General features: G+C 59.8%; 20 protein-coding genes. 11 read left to right on the top strand and 9 right to left on the bottom strand.

Annotation, left to right across the window (positions count from 1 at the left end; all coding sequences use genetic code 11):
* Positions 1-23: 23 nt before the first annotated feature.
* Genes R0125_RS12570 through R0125_RS12560 form a run of 3 tightly spaced genes read left to right on the top strand, consistent with a single transcriptional unit; the run spans position 24 to position 3187 of the window.
* The gene (locus R0125_RS12570) at positions 24-1211 is read left to right on the top strand and encodes an acyl-CoA dehydrogenase family protein (protein WP_317238401.1); all 1188 of its coding nucleotides are present in this window, start codon (positions 24-26) and stop codon (positions 1209-1211) included.
* Positions 1212-1246: 35 nt separating this feature from the next.
* Positions 1247-2395 (top strand): acyl-CoA dehydrogenase, encoded by a 1149-nt coding sequence (locus tag R0125_RS12565; protein WP_317238400.1) that lies wholly within the window; start codon positions 1247-1249, stop codon positions 2393-2395.
* A gap of 18 nt (positions 2396-2413) precedes the next feature.
* Positions 2414-3187, top strand: coding sequence for an SDR family oxidoreductase (locus R0125_RS12560; RefSeq protein WP_317238399.1), 774 nt, complete (start codon positions 2414-2416; stop codon positions 3185-3187).
* Between the two features lie 88 nt (positions 3188-3275).
* Here the strand turns inward: R0125_RS12560 and R0125_RS12555 are convergent, their stop codons facing one another.
* Positions 3276-4856 carry an NAD(P)/FAD-dependent oxidoreductase gene (locus R0125_RS12555; RefSeq protein ID WP_317238398.1) on the bottom strand — a complete coding sequence of 527 codons (1581 nt, stop codon included), beginning with the start codon at positions 4854-4856 and terminating at the stop codon, positions 3276-3278.
* Between the two features lie 323 nt (positions 4857-5179).
* Between R0125_RS12555 and R0125_RS12550 the strand changes: the two genes are divergently transcribed.
* The 3 genes from R0125_RS12550 to pntB all read left to right on the top strand — a co-directional run bounded on the left by R0125_RS12550 (position 5180) and on the right by pntB (position 8921).
* Positions 5180-5812, top strand: a complete 633-nt coding sequence (locus tag R0125_RS12550; protein WP_248181895.1) for a TetR family transcriptional regulator — start codon at positions 5180-5182, stop codon at positions 5810-5812.
* A 109-nt stretch (positions 5813-5921) separates the two neighbouring features.
* Positions 5922-7511 carry a Re/Si-specific NAD(P)(+) transhydrogenase subunit alpha gene (locus R0125_RS12545; RefSeq protein ID WP_248181894.1) on the top strand — a complete coding sequence of 530 codons (1590 nt, stop codon included), beginning with the start codon at positions 5922-5924 and terminating at the stop codon, positions 7509-7511.
* Between the two features lie 12 nt (positions 7512-7523).
* Positions 7524-8921: a Re/Si-specific NAD(P)(+) transhydrogenase subunit beta gene (gene pntB / locus R0125_RS12540; protein WP_248181893.1), complete on the top strand. Its 1398-nt coding sequence runs from the start codon at positions 7524-7526 to the stop codon at positions 8919-8921.
* Positions 8922-8991: 70 nt separating this feature from the next.
* Here the strand turns inward: pntB and R0125_RS12535 are convergent, their stop codons facing one another.
* On the bottom strand, positions 8992-10104 hold the full coding sequence (locus R0125_RS12535; RefSeq protein ID WP_317238397.1) for an NADH:flavin oxidoreductase: 1113 nt from the start codon (positions 10102-10104) through the stop codon (positions 8992-8994).
* A gap of 90 nt (positions 10105-10194) precedes the next feature.
* Here R0125_RS12535 and R0125_RS12530 point away from each other — a divergent pair, with 90 nt between their 5' ends.
* Together R0125_RS12530 and R0125_RS12525 are read left to right on the top strand one after the other, a co-directional pair.
* Positions 10195-10680 (top strand): winged helix-turn-helix transcriptional regulator, encoded by a 486-nt coding sequence (locus R0125_RS12530; RefSeq protein ID WP_248181891.1) that lies wholly within the window; start codon positions 10195-10197, stop codon positions 10678-10680.
* A gap of 158 nt (positions 10681-10838) precedes the next feature.
* Complete coding sequence (locus R0125_RS12525) at positions 10839-11597, top strand: OmpW/AlkL family protein (protein ID WP_317238396.1); 759 nt, start codon at positions 10839-10841, stop codon at positions 11595-11597.
* An 82-nt stretch (positions 11598-11679) separates the two neighbouring features.
* On the opposite strand, the gene R0125_RS12520 is transcribed toward R0125_RS12525, so the two are convergent.
* The 3 genes from R0125_RS12520 to R0125_RS12510 form a co-directional block, all read right to left on the bottom strand.
* A complete protein-coding gene (locus R0125_RS12520) occupies positions 11680-12387 on the bottom strand; it encodes a TorF family putative porin (RefSeq protein ID WP_317238395.1) in 708 nt (235 codons plus the stop codon).
* A 251-nt stretch (positions 12388-12638) separates the two neighbouring features.
* Positions 12639-13964, bottom strand: a complete 1326-nt coding sequence (locus R0125_RS12515) for a DEAD/DEAH box helicase (protein WP_248181888.1) — start codon at positions 13962-13964, stop codon at positions 12639-12641.
* 289 nt (positions 13965-14253) lie between these two features.
* Complete coding sequence (locus R0125_RS12510) at positions 14254-15561, bottom strand: hypothetical protein (protein ID WP_317238394.1); 1308 nt, start codon at positions 15559-15561, stop codon at positions 14254-14256.
* 210 nt (positions 15562-15771) lie between these two features.
* Here R0125_RS12510 and mltF point away from each other — a divergent pair, with 210 nt between their 5' ends.
* A complete protein-coding gene (gene mltF, locus R0125_RS12505) occupies positions 15772-17142 on the top strand; it encodes a membrane-bound lytic murein transglycosylase MltF (protein ID WP_317238393.1) in 1371 nt (456 codons plus the stop codon).
* A 23-nt stretch (positions 17143-17165) separates the two neighbouring features.
* On the top strand, positions 17166-18233 hold the full coding sequence (locus R0125_RS12500; RefSeq protein ID WP_317238392.1) for a transporter substrate-binding domain-containing protein: 1068 nt from the start codon (positions 17166-17168) through the stop codon (positions 18231-18233).
* A 21-nt stretch (positions 18234-18254) separates the two neighbouring features.
* On the opposite strand, the gene R0125_RS12495 is transcribed toward R0125_RS12500, so the two are convergent.
* The 3 genes from R0125_RS12495 to R0125_RS12485 all read right to left on the bottom strand — a co-directional run bounded on the left by R0125_RS12495 (position 18255) and on the right by R0125_RS12485 (position 22525).
* On the bottom strand, positions 18255-19964 hold the full coding sequence (locus tag R0125_RS12495; RefSeq protein WP_317238391.1) for an alpha/beta hydrolase: 1710 nt from the start codon (positions 19962-19964) through the stop codon (positions 18255-18257).
* 8 nt (positions 19965-19972) lie between these two features.
* The gene (locus R0125_RS12490; RefSeq protein ID WP_317238390.1) at positions 19973-20893 is read right to left on the bottom strand and encodes a lysophospholipid acyltransferase family protein; all 921 of its coding nucleotides are present in this window, start codon (positions 20891-20893) and stop codon (positions 19973-19975) included.
* 102 nt (positions 20894-20995) lie between these two features.
* Positions 20996-22525 (bottom strand): NAD(P)/FAD-dependent oxidoreductase, encoded by a 1530-nt coding sequence (locus R0125_RS12485; RefSeq protein ID WP_317238389.1) that lies wholly within the window; start codon positions 22523-22525, stop codon positions 20996-20998.
* A 326-nt stretch (positions 22526-22851) separates the two neighbouring features.
* Between R0125_RS12485 and R0125_RS12480 the strand changes: the two genes are divergently transcribed.
* Positions 22852-23514: a transglutaminase-like domain-containing protein gene (locus R0125_RS12480; protein ID WP_317238388.1), complete on the top strand. Its 663-nt coding sequence runs from the start codon at positions 22852-22854 to the stop codon at positions 23512-23514.
* Between the two features lie 16 nt (positions 23515-23530).
* Here the strand turns inward: R0125_RS12480 and R0125_RS12475 are convergent, their stop codons facing one another.
* Entirely contained in the window at positions 23531-24682 is a 1152-nt protein-coding gene (locus R0125_RS12475; RefSeq protein ID WP_317238387.1) for an ABC transporter substrate-binding protein, read from the bottom strand.
* Between the last annotated feature and the right edge of the window lie 77 nt (positions 24683-24759).

The following is a 24759-nucleotide window of genomic DNA, read 5'->3' as shown; positions in this document are numbered from 1 at the left end:
TCAACCAACAGAAGAGGTGCACCATGGATCTGAATTACACCCCGGAACAAGAGGCCTTCCGCGCCGAAGTTCGACAGTTTCTGGCAGACAACCTGCCAGACGACATCCGCGAACGGGTGCAGAAACGCCTACGCCCAGACAAAGCCATGACCGAGCGCTGGCAGAAAATCCTGTTTGATCAGGGCTGGGGCGCCTCCACTTGGCCGAAAGAATACGGCGGGACCGGCTGGAGCCCGATTGAGCAGATCCTCTTCGAGGAAGAATGTGCTCTCGCTGGCGCTCCTCGCCAGCTCGACTTCGGCCTGCGCATGGTCGCGCCGGTGATCATGACGTTCGGTAATGACGCGCAGAAACAGCGCTTCCTGCCGGGCATTCTCAGTGGTGAAGACTGGTGGTGCCAGGGCTATTCCGAGCCCGGTGCCGGTTCAGACCTGGCCTCGCTACGCACCTCCGCCAAACTCGAGGGCGACCACTACGTGGTCAACGGCCAGAAAACCTGGACCACCCTGGGCCAGCATGCGGACTGGATTTTCTGCCTGGTGCGCACCAGCACTGAGGGTAAACCGCAGCAGGGCATCTCCTTCCTGTTGATCGACATGAACACCCCCGGCATCGAGGTTCGGCCCATCATCATGCTGGACGGTGAGCATGAGATTAACGAGGTCTACTTCGACAACGTGAAGGTACCCGCGGAAAACCTGATCGGCGAAGAAAACCACGGCTGGACCTACGCCAAGTTCCTGCTGGGTCATGAGCGCACCGGCCTGGCCAACGTTGGTCAGTGGAAGGCGTTGATGAAGCGCCTCACGGCCGCGGCGCGGGAAGAGCAGGATGGCCAGCGGCCGCTGATCGAGAATACCCGCTTCCGCGACCGCCTGGCACAGCTGGATATGGAACTGCGGGCTCTGGAGCTGACCGTGTTGCGGGTGCTCACGGACAAGCGCGGTCCCGGGCCACAGGCGTCGATCCTGAAAATTCGCGGTACCGAGATTGGTCAGCAGCTGTTTGAAATGCTGATGGAGGCCACCGGCCAGGATGCCATCGCCCATATTCCGGACGCGCTGGAACTGGACTACAACGGCCCGCGCAGCGGTTCGATCGATGCCACCCCCGCCGCCGGCGATTACTTCAACATGCGCAAGCTGTCGATCTTTGGCGGGTCCAACGAGATCCAGCGCAATATCATCGCGCAACTCGTGCTGGGTCTGTAACCCATTCGGCAGCCTCGAAGTCTGGAGATAATTTTATGAATTTTGATCTGACCGAAGAACAGCAAATGCTGAGCGATTCTCTGCGCCGCTTTGTGACCAACGAATACAGTTTCGAAAAGCGCGGGAACATCATCCATTCCGGGTACGGCACCGATGCCGCCACCTGGTCCGCGCTGGCGGAGATGGGCCTGCTCGGGTTTACCTTTCCGGAAGACTACGACGGGCTGGGCGGCAACGCCATCGACACCCTGGTGGTGATGGAGAATCTCGGCCGCGGCCTGGTGGTGGAACCCTACCTGGCCACCGTGGTGCTCGCCGGCGGGCTGATCCGCGACGCCGGAAACGAGGCCCAGAAAGCCGACATCCTGCCCGGCATCGCCAGCGGTGAACGGCTGCTGGCCCTGGCCCATAGTGAGCCTGGGGCACGCTACAACCTTAGCCATGTGCGGACCTCCGCCCGTAAAGACGGCGACCGGTTCCTGATCAGCGGCCAGAAAACCGCAGTGTTGCACGGTGGCCAGGCCAGCCAGCTGATTGTTTCCGCGCGCACCCGTGGTGACGTCAACGAGGAAGCCGGGCTGTCCCTGTTTCTGGTGGATCGCCATGCCAACGGTGTCACCGTGGATGACTTTGCCACCCACGATGGCCACCGCACTGCCGAGATACGGTTCAACAAGGTGGCGGTCAGCGCCGACAACCTGATTGGCACCTTGGGAGAAGCCTTCCCGATCATCGAGAAAACGGTGGACCTGGGCATTGCCGCGCTGTGTGCCGAAGCTGTTGGCGCCATGGAAGCCATGAACGCCGCGACGCTGGAATACATCAAGACCCGCAAGCAGTTCGGCGTGCCCATCGGTAAGTTTCAGGCGCTCCAGCATCGTATGGCGGACATGTTTATCCACACCGAGCAGGCCAGAACGATGGCCATTCTCGCCGCCAGCGAAGCGGACTCCGGTGACCGCGCCCGCCGCCGTGAAGCCGTTTCCATGGCCAAGACCCTGGTGGGCCAGGCTGCACGGTTTGTGGGGCAGGAAGGGGTACAATTGCACGGTGGTATGGGCGTGACCGACGAGATGTTCGCCGCCCACCTGTTCAAGCGCCTGACCCTGATCAACCTGCTGTTCGGCGATGCCGATCATCACCTGGCACAGGTCAGCGACGGCTTGCTGGCGAAGACCGCCTGAACCCTCAAGGAGAGCATGATGAGTGTAAAACAGTTACTGGACCTGACCGGCAAGGTCGCCTTCATCACCGGCGGCTCCCGCGGCCTGGGCCTGCAGATGGCGGAAGCCCTGGGTGAACTGGGGGCAAAGATCGCCATCAGCGCCCGCAAGCAGCACGAACTGGATGAGGCCAAGGCACATCTGGAGAGCCAAGGCGTGACAGTGGTGACCATCGCCGCCGATCTCGGCAATCTGGAAGGCATTCCCAAAGTGGTGGATCAGGTCGTCGAACAGCTGGGGGACATCGACATCCTCATCAACAACGCGGGCGCCACCTGGGGTGCACCGGCAGAGGACTACCCGGCGGAAGGCTGGATGAAGGTGATGAACCTGAACGTCAACGCAAGCTTCTTTCTCACCCAGACCGTCGGCAAGCGCTGCATGATTCCCCGCAACACCGGCAAGGTGATCAACATCGCCTCCATCGCGGGCCTGTCCGGCAACCCGGAGGGGATGAAAACCATCGCCTACAACACCAGCAAAGGTGCCATGGTGAACTTCACTCGTGCGCTGGCGTCCGAATGGGGCCACTACAACATCAACGTGAACGCTCTGTGCCCGGGCTTCTTCCCGTCAAAGATGTCTCAGGGCCTGCTGGATGCTCAGGGCGAAACCATGCTGCAGCGTATTCCGTTGAACCGCTTTGGTGGCGAGGAGGACCTGAAAGGCGCTGCGGTACTGCTGGCCTCCGAGGCCGGGCGGCATATTACCGGGCAGTGCCTGGCTGTGGATGGAGGCACCCTGGTGAGTTAATCGCTGGGCTTACCGGTCAGTTGCAGACAGTAAAAAGGGGCCTCTTGGCCCCTTTTTACTGACGTTTCTCACGTTCTACCGGAATTCCTCAGGCGCTGGCAGCGACCCTGTCACCTGCCAGTTCGCCTGCCGGCTCACACACATACTGCGCCGCATCAAACCGCTTGGTCTGCTGGCGGAACTGCCACGTGAAGCCCGGCCACAGGGTGGTGTTCTTGCCATTTTCATTGACGTACCAGCTCTTGCACCCGGTCTGCCACACCGACTCACCCAGCTTGGCGTGAATGGAGGCGTTGTACTGGCTGAGCGCGTCTTCCTTCACTTCCACGCTCTTCCAGCCGTGCTTGTCCATCTTCTTCAGGGCATCCATCACGTACTGGATCTGGCTTTCGATCATGTACACCATGGAGCTGTGACCGAGGCCGGTGTTCGGTCCCATCAGCATGAAGAAGTTGGGGAAACCGGCAATAGCGCTGCCCTTGTAGGCTTCCGCGCCGTCTTTCCAGGCGTCCAGCAGATCCTCGCCATTGCGGCCGTAGACCATACCAGCGGGAATCGGGTCCTGGGCCTTGAAGCCGGTGCCGTAGATGATGCAGTCCACTTCCCGCTCGTTGCCGTTATTGTCGACAATCACGTTGCCGCGCACTTCGCGGATGCCGTCGGTGAGCACGTCCGTATTGTCCTGGGCCAGCGCCGGGTAGTAGTTGTTGGAGATCAGCACCCGCTTGCAGCCGAAGTGGAAGTCCGGAGTCACTTTTTTGCGCAGTTCCTTGTCCTTGATCTGGTTCCGAATGTGACGACGGGCCTGCAACTCGCCGATCTTGAGGATGCGGGGGTTACCGACAAAACCCAGCACCCGCGCTTCCAGCATCCAGTAGATACTCTGGCGGAAGGCGTTGAGGGTCTGCGGGAACTTGCGGAACATCAGCTTTTCCAGCGGACGGATCTCGCGGTCCGGCTTGGGCACAATCCACGGCGGCGTGCGCTGGTACAGATCCAGATGGCCAGCCTCTTTGGCCACTTCCGGCACGAACTGAATGGCCGAGGCGCCGGTGCCGATCACCGCCACCCGTTTGCCTTTGAAGTCGTAGCTGTGGTCCCAGTCCTGGGAGTGGAAACTGGTGCCGGTGAAGGTTTCGATGCCTTTGACGTTCGGGTACGCGGGGGTGCTCAGGCCACCCATGCCGGACACCACGATGTCAGCCTTGAACGAGCTGAACTTCGGCAGCTCCTTATCCTTGCGATCCAGCTTGTCGCCGGGATTCAGGCCCTTGTTCTGCATGTAGGCCCAGAGCTTCGGGCTGTCGCAGGTTTCCACCGTCCAGCTCTGGGTTTTCTCGTCAAAGCGGGCGCCGGCCACGTGGGTGTTCAGTTTGATGTGCTTGGTCAGCCCGTACTTTTCGGCACAGCGCTTGAGATACGCTTTGATCTCTTTCTGCTGGGCGTACATGCGGCTCCAGTCAGGATTCTGTTCAAACGAGAACGAGTACAGGGCGGATTGCACGTCACAGGCACAACCCGGGTAGTGATTCTCATGCCAGGTGCCGCCGATGTCGTCACTCTGTTCGAGAATGACGAAGTTGTCGTAACCCGCTTCCTTGAGTTTGATGCCCATGCCCAGCCCGGAGAAACCGGTACCGATAATGGCAATCTGTGCTGACTGATTCATAACCCTACCTCATTGTTCGCTGGCCATTCGGCCTTGCCTGTTGTTGTCTGTTTCGCCATGATGATTGACGGTATACACATGTATACACAACCAAGTAGACAGATGTATACTTTTTGAATTCAGAAAGGCCTCGTTTGGCCCAAGGAGACAACGGTTTGTCCCGACTCCACGGACCACGCGGGCAGGTCGAGCCGGGCCGTTGGGGCTTCCGAAAACCGCTGCAAGTACGTCCATGTACGCTTGCTCTCCGCCATCCATGGCTACGAGCATTTTCGGAATGCCCCAACGGCCCAACTCAACCATCAAACTTGGGTGGGAACTGTATGAACGTTTTGACTGGCGGGAAATTGAAACTGGTGCAGGCGGGCCTGCGCCTGATCACCGAAACCCGCAGCCTGACCTCGCTGGGCCTGCGGGAACTGGCCCGTGAGGCCGGACTGAATCCCAATACCTTCTATCGCCATTTCAAGAATCTCGACGAGTTCGGGCTGCAGGTTCTGGGGTACATCGCCGAGGACATGAAATCCGGTGTGCGGGAATTGCGGCGGATGGCGGCCAGTTCGGAGCAGGCGTCTCACGATACGGTGACTTTTGTGTACCGCTATTTCCAGTCCAATCCGGCCGCCACCACCGTCGCCGTCCGGGAACTGCATGGGCCCTCACCGCTGTTGCGGCGGGCGCTGGAAGCGCAGTTGAACGCCAGCGCCCGGGAAATGGCTGAAGACATCATCGACCGCCAGCTGGTCAGCGCCGTGCCGCCGGAGACCATCCATGAAATTTCCCGCATGACCATTCGCTACATTCTGATCCGCGCCATGGATTACATCGAAAAGCCGGAACAGCGGGAGAGCATTCAGCGGGAGACCGAGCGCTTTATCAACCGCCAGTTCCGCGGCGCCATGCTGGATAATCTGTCGCAGACCGAGGTGGAATCGCTGGCACAGTCCCGGGTTTGAGTGTCGGGCCGGGGTGTTTTCAACAACTCCGGGCAGATCTGGCAGCTTGAACTAGTATAGGGTTATTCAACGACTTGGTTCATCGGGCAATCCGGAGGTTGTACCCATCATGAAAATCGGAATTCCCAAGGAAATTTTCACGGATGAGCGCAGAGTGGCGGCCACGCCGCCGTCGGTCCACAAGCTTATCGGCCTCGGTTACGAGGTCGTTGTGGAGGCCGGCGCCGGCGAAGCCGCGCACTACGCCGATGACGCATACGAGAAAGTGGACGCCGTCATCGCCGCTGACACCACCGCCCTGTGGCAGCAGGCGGACGTGATCCTCAAGGTGCGTGCGCCCATGGACAACCCCGCCCTGGGCAAGCACGAAGTGGATCTGATGAAAGAAGGCGCGTTCCTGGTCAGCTACCTCTGGCCGGCACAGAACGCCGAGCTGCTGGAAAAACTCGCGGCCCGCAAGATCACCTCGTTTGCCATCGACAGCCTGCCCCGCATCAGCCGCGCCCAGAAAATGGATGCGCTCAGCGCCATGGCCAACATTGCCGGCTACCGGGCGGTGATCGAGGCGGCCAATAATTTCGGACGTTTCTTTACCGGGCAGGTCACCGCGGCGGGCAAGGTGCCGCCGGCGAAAATCATGGTGATCGGTGCCGGTGTCGCGGGTCTGGCGGCGATTGGCGCGGCCAACAGCATGGGCGCTGTAGTAAGGGCCTTTGATACCCGGCTGGAGGTAAAGGAACAGGTCGAGAGCATGGGCGCCGAGTTCCTGATGCTGGATTTCGCGGACGAGGACGGCAGCGGCTCCGGCGGCTACGCCAAGCAGATGAGCGACGAGTTCATCAAAGCGGAAATGGCGCTGTTTGCGGAGCAGGCAAAGGAGGTGGATATCATCATCACCACCGCGCTGATTCCCGGCAAGCCGGCCCCCAAACTGATCACCGAAGCCATGGTGAAATCCATGAAGCCGGGCAGCGTGATTGTCGACCTGGCCTCAGAGCGTGGCGGCAACTGCGAAGCCACCGAACCGGGCAAGGTGGCCACCAAGCACGGCGTTACCGTGATTGGTTACACCGACCTGCCCAGCCGCATGGCCAAGGTGGCCAGCGATCTCTACGCCACCAACCTGGTCCACCTGATGACCGAGCTGACGCCGGAGAAAGACGGCAAGCCGGTGGTGGATATGGAAGACACGGTGATTCGTGGTCTGACGGTGGTGAACGATAAAGACATCACGTGGCCACCGCCCCAGCCGGAGGCACCAGCCCAGCCTCAGCACAAGCCGGGTACAGAAGAGCCGTCTCCGGCCGAGGTCCAGGCAAAGAAGGAAGCCGCTGAACAAGCCGCCAGGAAAAAGAGCCTGATTGGCAAGGTGGCCCTGCTGGCGGTCACGGTGTTTGCGCTTTACGGCGTTGGCGCCCACGCGCCGGAAAGCTTCCTGAGCCACTTCACCGTATTCGTGCTGTCCTGCTTCATCGGCTGGCAGGTGATCTGGAACGTAACGCCATCCCTGCATACGCCGCTAATGAGTGTGACCAATGCCATCAGCGGCATCATCGTGATTGGCGCCATACTGCATCTTGCCCAGGCGGAAAGCTTTGTCGTCGGGATTTTGGCTTTTATTGCCGTACTGATTGCCAGTATCAACATCGGCGGGGGCTTCTACGTCACCCATCGCATGCTCAAAATGTTCCGCAAGTAGGAGGCGCCCAACATGAGTACAGGAATGGTGAGCGTGGCCTACGTGGTCGCGAGTGTGTTGTTTATCCTTAGCCTGGGTGGCCTCAGCCACCAGGAATCTGCCCGCCGCGGTAACCTATACGGTGTCGCCGGGATCATCATCGCTGTGGGTGCCACCCTGGCGAGCTTTGGCAGCGACGGCGGCATCATCGCCATTGCGATTGCCATACTGATTGGTGCCGGTATCGGCATCCCCATTGCCAACAAGGTGGAAATGACCCAGATGCCCCAGCTGGTAGCCCTGCTGCACAGCTTTGTGGGCCTGGCTGCGGTTCTGGTGGGCTTCTCAGGCTACATTGAACCGCTGGTTGCCACTACTGGCACCGAGCACACCATCCATCTGGTGGAAGTTTTTCTGGGCATCTTTATCGGTGCTGTGACCTTCACCGGTTCGCTGGTTGCCTGTGGCAAGCTGGATGGCCGCATCGACAGCAAGGCGCTGACCCTGCCAGGCCGGCATCTGATGAACCTGGCGGCCATCATCGCCTGCGTGGTGCTGGGCAGCTGGTTCCTGGGCACCGACAGCACGGGCCTGGGCATTCTCTATCTGGTCATCATGACGGTGATCGCCTGCGTGCTGGGCGTGCACCTGATCATGGCCATCGGAGGTGCCGACATGCCGGTAGTGGTGTCCATGCTCAACAGCTATTCCGGGTGGGCGGCGGCCTCGATCGGTTTCATGCTGGGCAACGACCTGCTGATCGTGGTGGGTGCCCTGGTGGGCAGCAGCGGTGCCATTCTCAGCTACATCATGTGCAAGGCCATGAACCGGTCATTCATCAGTGTGATCCTCGGTGGCTTTGGCCAGACCACCAGCAGCGCAAGCGCTGCCGATCCGGATCAGACCGTCCATGAGTCCAGTGCGGATGATGTGTGCGAGGAACTGCGCAACGCCGATTCAGTGATCATCGTGCCCGGTTACGGCATGGCCGTGGCCCAGGCCCAGAACGGCGTCAGCGAAATGACCAAAATCCTGCGGGAGCGTGGTGTGAATGTGCGGTTTGGCATCCACCCGGTCGCTGGTCGCCTGCCCGGCCACATGAACGTGCTGCTGGCGGAAGCCCACGTGCCCTATGACATCGTTCTGGAAATGGACGAGATCAACGACGACTTTCCAAGCACCGACGTGGTGCTGGTGATCGGTGCCAACGACACCGTCAACCCGGCCGCAGCGGAAGATCCCGGCAGCCCGATTGCCGGCATGCCGGTGCTGGAAGTGTGGAAATCCCGACAGGTGGTTGTCCTCAAGCGGGGCATGGCCACCGGCTATTCCGGTGTGGAAAACCCGCTGTTCTTCAAGGACAACACCCGCATGCTGTTTGGCGATGCCAAGGACAGCATCGACAAACTGGTGACCGGGCTAAGAGGCTGACGCGCCGGCACCGTTGGGTCTGACGACGGCTCAACGGTGCCATTTTCAACGGCGCGGCGGAAGGGGAGGCTCAGTACAGTTTGGCCAGGGACTTCTTGGCGAACGCTTCCACGTCGTTAAGCCGACCTTCTTTCACTTTCACCAGCCATTCCGGGTCCTGCAGCAAGGCGCGGCCGACCGCGATCAGCTCGAACTCGTGATTGTTCATGCGCTCCACCAGTTCATCAATGCCAGACTGTTCCACCGCCTCCTTTTTGCTCGCGAAGGTGCCGCTGATGAAGTCTTCGGTCAGGCCCACACTGCCCACCGACATGGTCGGCTTGCCGCTCAGTTTCTGGGTCCAGCCCGCCAGATTGAGGGTGGAACCTTCGAATTCCGGCTCCCAGAAACGGCGTGTGGAGGCGTGGAAAATGTCGACACCGGCGTCTACCAGAGGCTTGAGAAACTGCGCCAGCTCTTCCGGGGTGTTGACCAGTTTCGCTTCGTAGTCCTGCTGCTTCCACTGGGAGAACCGCAGCATGATCGGGTAATCCGGGCCCACGCGATGGCGTACGGCTTCGACAATTTCCACCACAAAACGTAGACGGTTTTCCATGCTGCCGCCGTACTCGTCGTCTCGCTGGTTGGTGCCCGCCCACAGGAACTGATCCAGCAGGTAACCGTGGGCGCCGTGGATCTCGACGCCGTCAAAGCCCAGTGCTTTGGCGTCCTGGGCGGCATCGGCGAAGGCGGTGATCACGTCGTCAATGTCGCCCTTGCTCATGGCCTTGCCGTTGGGCTTGCCCGGTGCGAACAGGCCGGACGGGCTGTAACCGGGCACGGAGGGATCCGGCTCAACACCTTCCTTGCGCACCGCACCCACGTGCCAAAGCTGAGGGAAAATGGCGCCGCCGGCTTCGTGAACGGCATCAACTACGCTTTTCCAACCGGCGAGGGATTCGTCGCCGTGGAAGAAAGGCACATTCGGGTAGCCGTTGGCACCCGGGTGATTCACGGTGGTGCCCTCGGTGATCAGCAGGCCAACCCCGTTCTCGGCACGGCGGCGATAGTACGCCACCACATCATCACCGGGGACATTGCCCGGGGAGAAGTTGCGGGTCATCGGGGCCATGGCCACGCGGTTGCGCAGCGTCAGGTTGTGAATTTCAAACGGTTCAAACATGGGACCGAGATTCATGCTCATGGACTATAGCAACCTCATCAATTTGGTTTCGTAAAGCAACCCTATTGAATCTGGTTTTAAAATGCAACCCTATTCTGTACACTCCGAAGCATGGCCAGAAAACGTTTTGATGATTCCAATTGCTCCGTTGCCCGCGCCCTTAATGAGGTGGGTGACTGGTGGTCGCTGCTGATCGTGCTGCATGCCATGCACGGCACACGGCGTTTCGTGGACTTTCAGCAGGAACTGGGCATTGCCCGCAACATCCTCTGTGACCGTCTGGCTCGGCTGGTGGACAACGAAGTTCTGAAAAAAGTGGATGTGGGCGAACACGGCTCCCGCTTTGAATACCGCTTGACCGAAAAGGGTCGTGACCTGTTCCCGATCGTGATTGCCCTGCGCCAGTGGGGCGACAAATGGAATCCCGCGCCGGATCAGGCGCCACTGGACCTGAGAGACCGTGAAACCGGCCGCACCATACTGCCGGTGGATGTCCGTGACGCTGACGGCAAGCCGCTGACCGTACGTGACGTCTTTGTGCCGGGCGATAACATCGGCCAGCTCAAACCATCGGACAGCAAAAAGAAGACTGGCTGACAATCCGCAGAAGGCCCCCAGCTGCCGTTTTTTTGAGTTGAATCAATCTCTCCGTGAGCTATTGAGCCACGGGCCCGCGCACTTGCTCTACATCAAGTTCTCTCCCGCGGTTGTCCTTAACCTGTAGCCATCGACTATTCAGGTTCAAGGAGATTGTGATGTCCCGTGCATTTACCCTCAGCGCTCTGGCTGCCGGCTTACTGGCGATGGCGCCCATTGTCCAGGCTTATGAAGCCGGTGATTTCATGGTGCGGATCGGTCCCGCCCACGTGGCGCCGGATGATTCCAGCAGCGATCTTGCCTTTGCCGGCAAAGGCCCTCTTGCGGGCCAGGATCTGGCGCTGCCAGGCACCGGTGTGGCGGTCGACAGTAACAACCAGCTGGGCATCACCGCCACCTATATGGTGACCTCCCACATCGGTATCGGCGTGCTGGGTGCCACTCCGTTCAAGCACAACATCAGCGGCGCCGATGGCCTGGAAGGCTTTGGCAAACTGGCAGAAACCAAACATCTGCCACCGACGCTGACCTTGCAGTACTTCCCCATGGACAGCGCATCGCGGCTGCAACCCTACGCCGGCGTGGGCGTGAACTACACCACCTTCTTCGAGGAAAAAACCACCGGCACGCTCAACACGGTGATCGACTCGGTGGCACAGGCCAACTTCGGCACACCGGCCGGCACCGTGGACGGTTCGAAACTGGATCTGGATGACAGTGTCGGGGTCGCCCTGGAGCTGGGCGTGGACTACATGCTGAGCGAGAATTTCGGTCTGAACGCGGCCATCTGGTGGGTGGATCTGGAGACCGACGCCACCATCACGGCGCTGGCGGGTGATGTGGAAGTGGGTGAAATCACCACCGAGGTTGAAATCGACCCGATGGTTTACATGGCGGGGTTCATCTACCGGTTCTGATCCAACCGGGCCAGATCCGGACAAAAAAAAGGGAGCCATACGGCTCCCTTTTTCTAACTGCGGTTTTAGAGTCTGGAGATGATCAGAAGCTCTTGCTCCAGCCCAGCCAGAACTCGGTCTTGTCCTTTTCTGCATTGTCCTCGTCAGCGTACTCAAAGTTGAAGCTGACTTCACCGAATTCACCGGCATCCTTGGCAATACCCGCGGCATAGTGGGTGTAGCTCGCGTTTTCAAAACCGGGGTCACCGTCCACGTCAAAGTCGTAGTAGCCCGCGGTCAGACTCAGGCTGAAATCGTTCGCCAACGGCACGCCAGCGGACAGGTAGTAGTAGATGTCACCAGCGTCGAAGGTCGCATCCTGGTTTTCACTGTGCACGGTGTATGCCACACCAGCGGCGAACATGCTGTAGCTGAGCTCACCATAGATCTCGCCGAAGTCGATGTTGGTTTGCTCATCCGGGTAGGCGTAGAAGATGTAGCCCACGTCATAACCGAGACCTTCAACTTCACCTGCGAAACCGGCATACAGGTCGAGCTCGTAAGTCGCGTCAGTGCCGAAGTCGACTGTAGATGCCCAGCTTCCAACGTACAGGCCGGACTCGTCGGCGTAATCGATGCCACCCTGAACGGCTGCTGCACCGTCGGTCTGAGTCACGCCACGGAAGATGTAGTTACTGACAACACTAACGTTGGCTGTGGTTTCTGCAGAGGCTACTGAAGGAACGGCAACGGCTCCGATGACACCAGCGCTCAACAAGGAAACCATCATTCGAAGGGATTGCTTTTTCATTGGACCACCTTAAAGGTTACAGTTTGGAAACACTCCTCTAAGGCTGAGCAACGACCGTGCCAAAACTTAATAAACTTTAAAAACAATAACTTGAGTAATTATGACGACCGCGTCATAGATTTGTAATACTGCCGAGCGCACTGTTTCAGGTCATGCGCTCCACAAACTGGCAAAATCGCGCACCATTGGATTGCACATAAAAAAGCCGTCGAGTTCAGAGCCTCGACGGCTTTTTAACAGCGCCCTGTGGATCAGGCGCTTTCACGTTGGGGTGAGCGCCTCGCCTGGCCGCCACCGCCGTTCTGGCCGCGACCACCACTGCGACCGCCGGGCTTGGGGCCAAAGCTGCGGCCATTGCCGCCGGGCTTACCGTTACCACCGCCATTACCGTTGCGATTGCGCGCACGGCTGGGATCGGCTTTGGCCTTCGGCTTGAGCGGCAGGTTGTTGGTCGGCTCAAAGCCTTCCATGCTCTTGCGCGGCAACTGCTTCTTGATCAGCCTTTCGATACCCGCGAGCATCTTGCCTTCGTCGGCACTGACCAGCGACAACGCGTGGCCGCTTTCGCCAGCACGACCGGTGCGGCCGATACGGTGCACGTAATCTTCCGGCACATTAGGCAGCTCAAAATTCACTACCTGGGGCAGCTGCTTGATATCGAGACCACGCGCAGCGATATCGGTTGCCACCAGCACCCGCACTTCGCCAGCCTTGAAATCCGCCAACGCGCGGGTACGGGCCCCCTGGGACTTGTTGCCATGAATGGCAGCGGCGGTGATGCCGTCTTTCTCCAGTTTCTGGGTCAGGCGGTTGGCACCGTGCTTGGTACGAGTAAACACCAGTACCTGTTCCCAGCTGTTATCACGTACCAGCTTGCTGAGCAGAGCGGTTTTCTGGCTCTGATCGACCGGATACACAGACTGAATAATGTTTTCCGCCGACGTGTTGCGGGCAGCGACTTCGACCTGCACCGGATTATTCAGCAGACCTTCCGCCAAGCCGCGGATCTCGCTGGAGAAAGTGGCAGAAAACAGCAGGTTCTGGCGTTTCGCCGGCAGCAACGCAAGAATCTTGCGGATGTCGCGGATAAAACCCATGTCCAGCATGCGGTCGGCTTCGTCCAGCACCAGGAATTCCACTTCGTTGAAGCGCACGGCATTCTGCTGGTACAGATCCATCAACCGGCCCGGTGTTGCCACCAGAACGTCAACGCCTTTGCGCAACTTCATCATCTGCGGATTGATTTTGACGCCACCGAAAACCACCGCGGCCTTGGTGGGAATGTATTTGCTGTAAAGATTCACGCTATCGTGAACCTGTGCTGCCAGCTCCCGTGTCGGCGTCAGAATCAACGCGCGGGGGCCTTTACCACTGCGCGGGTTTTCACCCAGGCGCTGCAGGATCGGCAAGGTAAACCCGGCAGTTTTACCGGTGCCCGTCTGGGCCGCAGCCATCACATCGCGACCCGACAGCACCGCAGGAATGGCCTGAAGCTGAATGGGCGAAGGGGTATCGTAACCCTGATCGGAAGTGGCACGGACGAGCTGCTCGGACAAACCGAGGGAAGAAAAATTCATATAAGTACTCTTGATTAATTCTGCCTCCACGAACACCGTCTTCGGCGAATGCGGGCAGATGCCATGAAAACTCATGGAAAAAAAGACGACTACGGTCACGCGCCGGTAACGGGGTGACGTCCTCTGACAGGTCGTATCGGATGGGTCGCAAAGCGGCACTGGGCCGGAGACTGCGGAAATCCTTAGAGGCAGGATGAGGGCACGTTAACAGAGGGCCCGCTAAATAGCTATAGGTGCTTTTCAGTAGGCCGCTATTTATTTTTCACGCAATGCCGCAGTTCCAGCCAGATCACCCAAGCCCGATTGTGAGGATGGAAGCGACCACGCTGGCAAGAACCAGTGCGCTCAATGACAACATCAGGCTCCACCGCAGCGAGGCATCTCGCGCCGGGTAACCGGTCAGCCGCTCCATGATCAGCGCGTTGGCCGCAAACGGGGTACCGAAGGCGGTTATCCCCCAACCCGAGACCATGGCGAAGCCCAGGCCCAACAGGGCACCGCCGGGCCACACCGAGCCCAGGATACCGCCCGCCAGGGTACCCATCACGATCGGGTTGACCCCCGCCAGCCCGGCGAGGAAAAAGCCCCAGGGCACCAGCGCCGCGAGCAGTGGCCAGGCCCAGGTGGGCAAACTGATCGAGCCGCCCATCTGGCCCAGCACCACGGCACTGATGATGGATCCGATAAACGCCGAACCGCCCACAATGGCCAGCTCGTTGCTGACGTTGGCCATATTCGGCAGCCTGGGGTTGTTGCCATTGAACCAGGACAACGCCCAGCCCACCACAACTGCCGACAGGCAGCTCAGCGTCACCGAGCGGGCATAACTCAGGCCATAAGTGTGGCTGAACAGGAACACTCCGACACAGATGGCGGCAATAATGCTGCCGAACCGCAACCAGCTCGCCCACCCGGCACGGTCCTCCGACGGCAGCGAGATCGCAACCGGCTCAGCTTCACGCCAGAAAAAACCGGCCAGCAAGATCAGCAAAGCGAACGGCAGCGCAACGGAAAGCAGCTGCGCACTGCTCAGACCGGGCAGCAATGTTAGGGTGAGCGCCACGGAAATCGACAGGGGTGACCAGATCGGCGACACGCCGAAGCCACGGAGCACAGCACGAGTGCCGTTGCGGGCGGCACTGCTGTCGCCATCGGTGCGAATGCGCTCGGCAATCAGGCTGCCCACCACGGCAACCGAACCGAAATTCAGGGGAACAGCCACCAGCGCGGTGCCGAATGTGACACTGGCATAGCGAGCGCGGGGCGGACCGCTGAATAAACTGGAGGAGATTCTTTGCAGGTCCCGGGAGCGGGCCAGGACCGACGACAATAAAAGCACCGCCAGGATCAGTCCTGCCAGGCGGGTCATGTTGGTGGCAGCACCGGCAATCAGCGCCGGATCACGCCCCAGCGCGAACACCAACGCCAACCCGGCCACCACGAACACACCCCGCGGCACCGTTCGCATGGAGCGCCAGCCCATCACCACGGCCAGACTGACCGCCAGCGCTCCCAACAGCCCCGCACCGGGCAAAAAAGCCAGCACGCCGGCAAGCAGCGCGGCGTAAGCAAGACAGGAACTGAACAAGGCGTGCATAAGGCATCCATCGGGCGTGAGGGTCCCAGTTTAGGGAAGCTCCGGAAAACCCGCCAGGCATCGCCACTGTCATTCGCTCTTAACAGGCCAATCATTCGCTGACCGGAGGTCCGGATATCGGTAAATACCTATTTTACTGTTTCATCGGTGATACAGTCGGGTGACCGATTCGTAACCTGTCGGACAATGCTTAAAAAATAGAGGTCTGTGATGACTCCGATTCTGAAGTACGCTGTGTCTGCCTGTCTTCTCACCACGCTGGTGGGATGTGGCCAGAGCGAAAGTACCGGTTCCAAGCCGGCCAAACAACTGGCCCCCCCCGCAGAAACCGGCATTCTGGAAGTCGCCACCCGAAATGGCTCCACCACTTACTATCTGGATCGCCACGAAAATCCCATCGGTCCCGAGCACAGCCTGATCAGCCGTTTTGCCGAGAGCCAGGGCTGGCAGGTGAACTGGACCATGTACGATTCCACCTCCGAGGTCATCAAGGCCCTGGAGTCCGGCGCAACGCATCTCGCCGCTGCCGGGTTAACACACCTGCCCTCGCGGACCGAACGTTTTACTCTGGGCCCCGCTCATACAGAGATCACCGAACAACTGGTGTGCCACCGGGAAATGCGCCCATTGCCCCGCACGCCTGATGCTCTGACCGACGTCGCCATCACCGTGACTGCGGATTCAAGCTATGTCGAAACCCTGAACGGCCTGGCGACGGAACACGAAGGCATCAAGTTCGAGGAAGACGACAGCCGAACCACGGAAATCCTGCTTGCCGCCGTGGCAGAGCAGTCACTGAAATGCACCGTTGCCGACTCCAACATCGTGCAGGTCATGCGCCGCCACTTCCCCAACCTTGAAGTTGCGATGAACCTGACCACCGGCAAAAACCTGGGCTGGTATCTTCCGGCCGGTGCCGCCGATCTGGCAAACAGTGCCCGTGAGTGGATGAACAGCACCGCCGGTGACGAGGCTATCGGCTACATGGAAAATCGTTACTACGCCTACATCGGTGAGTTCGATTTTGTCGACCTGCGGGCCCTTAACCGCCGCATCGACGACCGCCTGCCCGACTACCGCAGTCACTTTGCCGAAGCAGAAACCACCACCGGCATGCCTGCAGATCTGTTGGCAGCGCTGTCGTACCAGGAGTCCCACTGGGATCCCACCGCTGTGTCGCCAACCGGCGTACGCGGCATCATGATGCTGACCAAAAACACCGCTGAATCTCTTGGCGTAACCGATCGGCTGGATCCGGTTGCCGCCATTGATGGCGGCGCCCGCTACCTGGCCGACCGCCATCGTCGTCTGCCGGATACCATTCCGGAACCGGACCGCACTTTCCTGGCACTGGCCAGCTACAACATCGGCCGGGGGCACCTACTGGACGCCCGCCAGCTGGCGCGGGACCTGGGTAAAAATCCGGATTCGTGGGACGACATGAAAGAAGTTCTGCCCCTGAAAGCGGACAAGCGGTACTACCCGCAGACTCGTTACGGCTATGCCCGTGGCTATGAGCCGGTGCACTACGTGCAGCGCATCCGGAACTATCGCGATGTAATCAGCTCCTCGTTCGAATAACGCACCATGGATAGGAGAAAATAATGAAAACATGGAGCCGTCTGTTCGCTCTGGTTCTGCTGACACTGGCTGCAGGCCAGCTGTCAGCTCAATCCGAGCCCTTGAAGGTGGGGATCACCCCGGTGCCACCGTTTGTGGTGGAGGCAGAATCCGGTGAATGGGAAGGGATCAGTGTAGATCTGTGGCGGGAAGTCGCCGACGGCATCGGCCGTGATTACACTCTTGTTCCGCTCTCGTTCCGGGACTTGCTTGCTCAGGTGGAAAGCGGCGATATCGACGTCGCCGTCGGTGCACTGACCATGACCGCCGAGCGGGAGGTGAAGTTTGACTTCACCCACCCGTTCTTCCAGACAGGCCTGTCCATTGCCGTACCGCCGGCACCGGAGCAAGGCCTCTGGGCGAGCTTGCGGGCACTGATCAGTTGGCAGTTTGTCAGCGTGATCATTGCGCTCGGTGCGCTGCTGCTGGGCGTGGGCTTCGTGCTGTGGCTGTTCGAGCGCAAACGCAATCCGGAACAGTTCGGCGGTGATCCCATCAAGGGCATTGGCGCCAGTTTCTGGTGGGCCGCCGTCACCATGACCACCGTGGGTTACGGTGACAAGGCCCCGGTGTCCTTTGCCGGGCGCGCCGTCGCCCTGGCGTGGATGTTTGCCGGGTTGATCATGGTGGCCAGCTTTACCGCCGCTATCACCTCCTCACTGACCGTCAGCAACCTTCAGCATCAGATCCAGGGGCCGGAAGATCTGATCAGCGCCAATGTCGCGACCATCGCCGGAACGGCCAGCGAGGCTTATCTGCGGGACGAGCGCATTCGGCATCAACTCTATCCGGACCTGACCGCCGCCATGCTGTCGGTCGCCAATGGCGAGACAGACGCCGTGGTGTATGACCGGGCGCTGATGCAGTACCGCAATCTGCAGTTGGGCAAGAAACGGCTCACGCTGCTTCCGGACATTTTCCAGCAACAGCTTTACGGTTTTGCCTTGCCTGCGGGCAGCGAAATCCGTGGGCCGGTATCAGAGCGGGTACTGGCGGTAACGGAAACGGCGAGCTGGGAGGATACAATTCGCCGTTATCTGGGCAGGAAATAGTCGCCTTGGCAAGGACGTCCCTCAACCTGTAAATGACTCCAGAATGGCTTCCCAGCGGTCATAGATGAAAAAGTGGCCGCCATCGGGAAGCAGAGTCAGTTCGCTGTTCGTCAGCCATTCGTCCAGGCAGATGGCCTGTCTTACGGAGACCTGGCCGTCCAACTGACCGTGCCAGAGGTAGACCGGCAGCGCCAGTTGGTCAGGCGAGAGTTCCGGTGTTCGCGCAACAGCCTTGAGATCCTCCACGAAGCCACCTGAGCCACGACTGCACGACTCCGCCATGGCACGCGCATACTGATGCCGGGTTTGCGGATTTGCCAGCAGCTGCCGGTCAGCATCCGACCCCAGATGTTTTGCAGGGTTCCGCAGTATACTGCGGGCCATCTGGTTGAGAATCCGCTCCGCCAGTGACGGCGCCTTGTCCGCCAGCGTCACAGCCAGGCGAAACAACCCCTTCAATGGTCGCCCGCCCGGATCAGTCTGCGGCGGCGCCAGAGCCGAAACCAGACCCAGTCTCTCCACGCGCTCGCCGAGATGAGCCGCACAATGGAGCGCCAGAAAGCCTCCGAGGGAGTAACCCAGCAACAGAAAGCGATCGAGCTCCAGATGGTCGGCCAGGGCCGCAACATCTCGGGCCAGATCGTCCGTGGTGCGATCCTCCAGCGCATCAGACCGGCCGTAGCCCGGTCGATCCGGTACGATCAACCGCAGTTTCAGGCGATAGAGCACATCAAGGCTGCCAGGCACTTCCAGACGCGACCCGCGGACACTGTGGAAAAACACAATCGGACGCCCGTCAGGATCCCCGTATTGGCAATAAGACAGGGTTCGGCCGTCTGCCGTGACAAAATAGCGGGTTCCGCTTTCATCCTGCGCCGGGCCAGATCCACTGCGGTCGGCGACGGTTGGCAGGCTATTACCGATCGGCGCAAGGCCGGACAGAATCAACGACACCAGATCCGCCTGACGGTTAGTATCGGTCTTACGGAAGATTGATTTGAACTGGCTACGCACCGTATGTTCTGAAACACCCCGATGCGCCGCCATCTTGCTCAGCGACCACCCATCAATCAGATGCCGGGTGAGAGACGCCTCGGCTTCGCTCAGGCCGTACAGGTCGGCTACGGTTTGCTCATTCACCAGATTGTTGATTTCCGGATTCGAAATGAACAGCGTGACGGCAGACGGTTCCTGCTGATCGGTGGCTCTCACAACGTCGGCCGGACACACCATCAGCGAGATGGCACCACCGGGGCGCTGATCACTGAGCATCAGGGTATGACTGCTGCCCGCCTGCAATGACTGTTGAATCGCTTGGTGAAGGGCACGGTGCTGGTCGCGGTTATTGATGCGAACACGACCACCGTGACTGCCGAGAATACGGCTCTCCCGCAGGCTGATATCGGCCTGCCGGTTCATGGTGAGGATATTGAGGCTGTCATCCACCAGCGCAATGCCCACTGGCAGCATTTCCAGAGTCTGGCTCAGAAGGTCACGAGCGGCATCGCCCTGGCGCATGGCCTGCTCGATCTCCAGCGCCTGGCGGATATGGGGCAGCAACTCCTCCATGATTCGGCTACGGGCTTCACGATCCCCGTAGACCGCCTCTTCATCGAACGGGTTGGCCGTCTCCTTGAGGGCATGGACCAGTTCCGGCCAACGCTCGCGATCCTGCGCGGCCTGGTAGACCAGAAGAGCCAGTTCCGAGGTGGTGAAAGGCTGTGAAGACATAGCGCACTCTAATAGATTTTCTCAGCACCCTCTGGCCGGCTCTTGAACCGCTTGTGCAGCCACAGGTACTGGTCGGGATACTTGCGGATGGTGGACTCAATAAAGCGGTTCCAGGTTTCGGCGTCGCGGGCTGTGTCCTGGCCAAAATCCTCCTGAATGGGGGAGAACTCCACACGATAACGACCGTCGGGCAGCCGCAGGTGGCTGACACAGATCACCGCGGCGCCGGATTCCCGGGCAATGTAGCTGGGCGACGTAATGCAGCCGGCATCCACCCCGAAAAACGGCACGAACAGCTCGGTTTTACGGCCGAAATCCTGGTCGCAGGCAAACCACACCTGGCCACCTTCCTTCAGGAACGTCATCATCCGCGGTAACTGCCGCTTGGAAAAAGGCCGGATATTGAAGTGACGGCGCCGCCCGTTTTCGATCATGCGGTCGATAACCGGGTTGTTGTTGGGCCGGTACATGTACCCTGGTTTGTCCAGCTTGCAGGCGATCAGCGGCAGGGCGAAATCAAAAATGCTGTAGTGGCCACCGATCAGCAGTACACCGCGGTTCTGCGCTCTGGCGACCTCCAGATGCTCCAGGCCGAGCATTTCGGTGGTGTCGTAATAGCCCGACATGTCCCGCCACCAGGCGTGGGTACTTTCCAGAAAGCCGCGGGTGCAGGCCACAAAATTGTCCTGCACCAGCTGTTGTCGCGCGCTGTCATCCAGCTCGGGCAAGCAGGCACTGAGGTTGGTGTGGGCAACCCGTGAACGGGCTTTCAGCTTGCGCTCCAGAAAGCACCCGAGGCGCCGGCCAAACCGCTGTTTGGCCGACATGGGCAATAGCGACAGCAGGTACAGCGTGAAAACCATCAGCCATGACGGCCAGTAAACCGGGTGCCACAGGGGCTTGTTTCTTTTCTTGGCGGTGCGCGACATACAACGTAGCCTGTGCTCAAAATACGAGAGGCCAAGAGCCTGACACATTCTTGCACAGACTCATAGTTGACTATGGTAACCAGTTTGCGGCTTCCGGTTCTGTCACGAACCGAACAGCGCCGAACGTAACGGCCGCAGGAAGCCGACGCTACCGGCCTCGGAGTTGCTGCGGGAACGCTTGCCGTCAAACTCCAGGTAGCCGTCCTCAATGGGCTCGAAACGCAGCACCTTCACGTCTTCCAGGTAGTTCTGCGAACCTTTCCACGGGCCGTGGGTACCCTGCTTTGGCAGACGGTCCTCAGCACGTTTGATGTAGCCGGAACTGAGCGCGCCCAGAATGGTATCCTCGCCACGGCTGTTCTCTGTATCCCGCGGAATCACCACCCGCGTGCCCTTGCGGTCCATGTGATTGATCAGCCGGCACAGGTACTCGCTGGCAATGTCTGCTTTCAGGGTCCAGGAGATGTTGGTGTAACCGAAGATCATCCCGGCGTTGGGCACACCCTCCACCAATACGTTCTTGTAGATGATCTTGTCTTTCATCACCACTGGCTCACCGTCCACCGCCGGCTCGATCCCGCCCAGCATCTGGACCTCCAGGCCGGTGGCCGGAATGATGATGTCTGCCGCCAGCTCTTCACCGGATTTGAGGCGAATGCCGGTTTCGGTGAAACACTCGATGTGATCGGTGGCAATGTCGGCTTTACCCGCCTTCAGCGCCTTGAACAGATCGCCGTCCTTGACCACACACAGGCGCTGGTCCCAGGGATTGTAGTCCGGGGTAAAGTGGCGCATGTCAGCCTTGCCGTTCACCTGTTGCTTGATCACGCTCAGGAACAGCCGGCGCATGGCTTTCGGACTCTTGCGCGACCGCTCATACAGCAAGCGGGCAACGGAGATGTTGCGGGCGCGGGTCAGCTTATAGGCGGTCTTGGCGGGCAACACTTTCTGCAACGCCAGGGTGACCTTGTCGGTGGAAGGCAGCGGCATCAGGTACGTCGGCGAGCGCTGCAACATGGTGACATGAGCCGCCTTCTCCGCCATGGTCGGCACCAGGGTAATGGCGGTGGCACCACTGCCGATCACCACTACCTTCTTGCCGGTGTAATCCAGGTTTTCCGGCCAGTGCTGGGGGTGAACCACCTGGCCTTTAAAGTTCTCCTCACCGGGGAAGTCAGGCTTGTAGCCCTTGTCGTAGTTATAGTAACCGGTGCAGCCCACCATGAACCCGGCGGTGAAGGTTTCGGTCTCGCCGGTTTCCTCGCGCTGGGCCGTCACGTGCCAGCACTTGTCAGCGCTCGACCAGTCCGCAGTCTTGACCGCGAGACCGTAGCGGATGTGCTTGTCGACCCCGTTTTCCGCGGCGGTCTCTTTCACGTAGTTTTTGATGGAGGCGCCGTCCGCCAGCACCTTGCCACCGGTCCACGGGCGGAAATTGTAGCCGAAGGTGAACATGTCGGAGTCGGACCGGATGCCGGGATAGCGGAACAGATCCCAGGTACCACCCAGAGACTGGCGGCGTTCGAGGATGGCAAAGGATTTGCCCGGGCACTCGCGTTTCAGGTGACACGCCATGCCAATGCCGGACACCCCGGCGCCGATGATCAGTACATCAAAATGTTGTTGGCTCATGGTAGCGGCCTCGCTCCGTGTGGATTCTTATCAGGCCCTGACACAGGTTAGACAACGTGGGGCCAGCTATGAACCAACGGTAACGAGTTACGGCAACCAGGGAATTGGCCAAGCTCCCGGTTGCCGTATGTTCAACGGGTCAGTCCTCAGGCGGTATTTCCGGCGCTGGAGGGTACCGCTTGCCAATTGAACATACCGAGGGAACCCGGCGGCGCGCCTGAAAACCGTGAGCAAACCGGGCAACGGCCGTGGTGGAAATGGCTATTGCGTGTAGCTTGCTAATTGGCCACGATGAAGGTCCGATGCGCCGAACCTGGATAAGCCCTATGGAACGCTACCTTCAACCCACCGATTTTTTTGATTTCGACAACCCGGAACTGAAATCCTGGATTAGTGAGCAGCTTGACGGTGTACCGAACGACCCGGTGTCGCAGATCAGGGCGTTGTACCTCGCGGTGCGGGACAGCATCAACTACAACCCCTACGTGTTCCGCACCGATCCGGCCACGTTCAGCGCCAGCTACGCCCTGCAAAGCGGTGAGACCTACTGCATTCCGAAAGCGGTACTGCTGGGGGCGGCAGCCCGTTCCATCGGCATTCCCAGCCGTCTGGGTCTGGCGGACGTGCGTAACCACCTTTCCAGCCCCAGGCTGATCGAGTGGCTCCAGTCAGACATTTTCCGGATGCACGGTTTCATCGAACTGTACCTGGGTGGACGCTGGGTGAAGGCCACTCCGGCGTTCAACCGCCAGCTGTGCGAACTGATGAAAGTGGAGCCGCTGGAATTCGACGGGGTGAACGATTCCATTTTCCAGGAATTCACCGAGTCCGGCCGCGCGCACATGGAATATGTGAATGACCATGGCGTGTTCGATGACGTACCCCATGGGTTCATCGTTGAAGGCATCGAGGCCGCCTATCCCCATCTTTTTTCAGATGCGTCCGGGCAGTCTGCGACGTCCGGCAGTCTGCAAACCGATCTCGGTTGAAAGCGGCTCGGCGGATTCAGGGTTGCTGGCTGGCGCCAGCGTCAGCCGCGAGTGCAGCCATGAATCCGTCCATCACCTGATTTGCGCTGAATGCCTGCCCGTCCAGATCGGGATTATGAACCCGGCTGAAGGCGCGGAAATCCACCCTCCGCCAACTCTCCGGTCGCATCACCCGCTCCACCCTGTCCAGATTACTTGGTGTGGCCGGCTGAAGCTGATACTTCAGCGCAGCGGATGACGAGGCCGAGGCGAAATCGTAGCCTTTGTGGTAATCGTGCAGGAGCAAAAGCACCAGCCCGCCTCCCATAAAATGCCGGCCAAGGCTCACCGCAAGCTCCCCCCTGCGAACAGCCGCCAGTGCCTGAGGCTCCCAGTCCATACCGCCGACGACGATGTCCTGACCCGATGCTCTGCCGGTTTGCCTGATCGCGTCAATCGCGCCCATGGCCATGCCGTCGCTGGCGCTCCAGATAGCGGTGATGCCCGAATACCGCGATAACAGTACGCGGGTTTTTTCCTCCGCCTGTTGCCGGCTCCAGTCGGCGTAGATCAGTTGCATCAGCTTGATCTGTTCGCCGTCGGCCACCTTCTCCAACCCCAGATTCCGGTCCTTGGCGGCGGACGAGTCCAGCGTTCCGCTCAGCGCGATCATCCTGGTGGGTGCGCGGTGTTCGGCCTTGCTCAGTTGACGCGCCTGCCCGGCGAGGATGTCGGCAAGAACCTGTCCGGACTGCACGTTGTCCGGAACCACATGACCGATCCAGTTGGCCAGCGTCTCGCGCGGCAAGCCTAGCGTCGCCTGGGCGGCCTGTGGAATCTCGGTGTTGAAGGTGAAAGTCTTCACCCCCGCCTCATGGGCCAGGGTCAGCATGGGTTCGGTAACGTTTTCCTTGGCCATGAACACCAGGTAGTCCGGCCGCTGCTTCCGGTTGAGTACCCGCTCGGCGAGCTGCTGGTAGCTGAACCGGTGCCGGTCATGGTCAAAACGGACTTCCAGATCCATGTCGAGGTCAGCCGCAACCTCTTCCATGAATCCGGCGGTCATGGACCAGAAGTTGGAGTCGTCGGGGGACAGGAACACCACGTGAGGGCGCGGGTCAGCATCCACGGTGCGAATCACCAGACAACAGACCAGACCGATGCAAAGCAGACAGGCACGAGACAACATGCGGTTTTAATACCTCTTGGATAGCGCGGCAACCCGACACAGACCTGCAAGGCTATATGCGTGCCGGCGGGCAGACA

The sequence above is a fragment of the Marinobacter sp. M-5 genome (assembly GCF_032911545.1).
Lineage (GTDB): Bacteria > Pseudomonadota > Gammaproteobacteria > Pseudomonadales > Oleiphilaceae > Marinobacter > Marinobacter goseongensis.
This window is presented reverse-complemented; position numbering and strand designations above follow the sequence as displayed.